2 protein-coding genes are annotated in these 1,652 nt (G+C 45.3%); both read right to left on the minus strand.

Features of this window, described 5'->3' with window-relative positions:
* Positions 1-276 precede the first annotated feature (276 nt).
* Positions 277-1,062, minus strand: coding sequence for a DUF2812 domain-containing protein (locus FFM80_RS14415; RefSeq protein WP_171001128.1), 786 nt, complete (start codon positions 1,060-1,062; stop codon positions 277-279).
* Positions 1,063-1,084: 22 nt separating this feature from the next.
* A complete protein-coding gene (locus FFM80_RS14420; protein WP_137641429.1) occupies positions 1,085-1,414 on the minus strand; it encodes a helix-turn-helix transcriptional regulator in 330 nt (109 codons plus the stop codon).
* Between the last annotated feature and the right edge of the window lie 238 nt (positions 1,415-1,652).

Here is a 1,652-nt window from a genome sequence, read left to right on the forward strand (position 1 = left end):
CTTTTCTAATAATATATCAGGTTTAGAAAAGCGAACGAAGCAATATGCATTTTAACTTTTAAAACAAGCCCTAATTATTTTATATTTTCGTTGATTAGCCGGACTAACTGCCTTAGCCCAGTTCATGCGACTTCAGGTAAATCCACTGAAAAGTGGCCGGCTACTTGCTATTTTCATTATACCCAACTTTAATCTGCTTATCACTAACTATCACTCAGCATTAATATTCAGCTGAACAAAAAAGCACCTGTCAAACTACGACACGCGCTCATTCATTTACAACGGCCACAGACCTAGGAAACTCATGACGTCAACTTTGACGTCAGCGCCCACAACTGGCTGAACCACTTGTTTAATTTCAGCTTGACTGGCATTGGTTTGAACATCATACCAATACGCGCCCTTTTTACTCTGACCGACTAAGCGCCAATTGCCTAAGCTACCGACTTTATCCAAGTCCAATGGCGCGGACATATTGGTTAAAAAGACATGCATCGTTGGCCGCCATGCCCCATCATAATCTTGCAACCGGGCCCGCAACCGTTTAGCCGGTCGATGGACCCGCAAGATTTGGACGACTAACCACGCGCAGACTACGAACCAGACACCAACAATTACTTTAAACAACCAGGCCGGACCATTACCGCGAAAAATCGCTAATAAGATGGTGATTAAGATGACACTACCAATGGTCCAACCATCCGCTAAACTGAGTAACTTTGACCGTAAGCCTAAGGTCGCTTTCAATTGGGTGTCTTCATCACTCAGTAACGTCAAGTCAGCCTGCTTCAATGGGTCATGCTGACTAGCGGAATAAACAACTTGCACAGCAGGTTGTTTTAACGTGACCGTTGTTAATAATTGAAAGACTGATTGCGGCGTGGTCTCGGTTGCCACGTCCACCGGCACATATTCTGTAAAGACCCGATACGTCGCCGTCACTGCTTTGAACTCATACAGCCCCCCATGAACGGCGGTTAACAACCAACCCTTTTTCGCCAGTTGATTTAACCAAGCCAATTCTTGTGGTGACCCCTTCACTAAGATACGAAAACGCCGCACCGCACTCATCCCCCCAAAATAATCATTTTACTGGTGTGTCCAGCAAATGTGACAGTAAGGCTAACCGCTCACGTTCGGCCACCAGCACTGCTTCACCACTCCCTGTAATCTCATAAGTATGGACATCATCACTGCTTACTTGTTCCTTAATTAAATAATCCCGCGTCATCGCATGTAAATTTGTAAATAGTGCCCCTAATCCTAGTTGCAGTTGATGATCCGTCAACGCTTCGATCTTCGCCGGAATATCGGCCCCATTAATCGGTTGGCGGACACTAATTAGGGTTAATAACGCCGCTTCAGTCAGCGGTTCATACTTATCAATCAAACGTTGATAAAAATCGGTTGCCATGAAAACATCCCCCGTTTATGAAATCGGTTACTTTAAATCGAATTATGGACTCCCCAGGCCTTAAATGCAAACAAGTCAATTGCCCCTGAATAAATTCAGAGGCTTGTCGCTCACGTGTCTGACGGCACAGTAGTCCAACATACCCGTTAGGCACTCCTACTCGTAGTGGCAACATCATCGGGTAATTGACAGCTACCCGTTTAACTGCCGGGTTTACCCAGCAGTTGTTAGCTTCTTA

The organism is Lactiplantibacillus dongliensis (genome assembly GCF_005405105.1).
Classification (GTDB): domain Bacteria; phylum Bacillota; class Bacilli; order Lactobacillales; family Lactobacillaceae; genus Lactiplantibacillus; species Lactiplantibacillus dongliensis.

Bases quoted from the DNA above. Each gene is read 5' to 3' on its own strand.
- FFM80_RS14420 (WP_137641429.1), bottom strand. From the start codon at position 1,414: ATGGCAACCGATTTTTATCAACGTTTGATTGATAAGTATGAACCGCTG.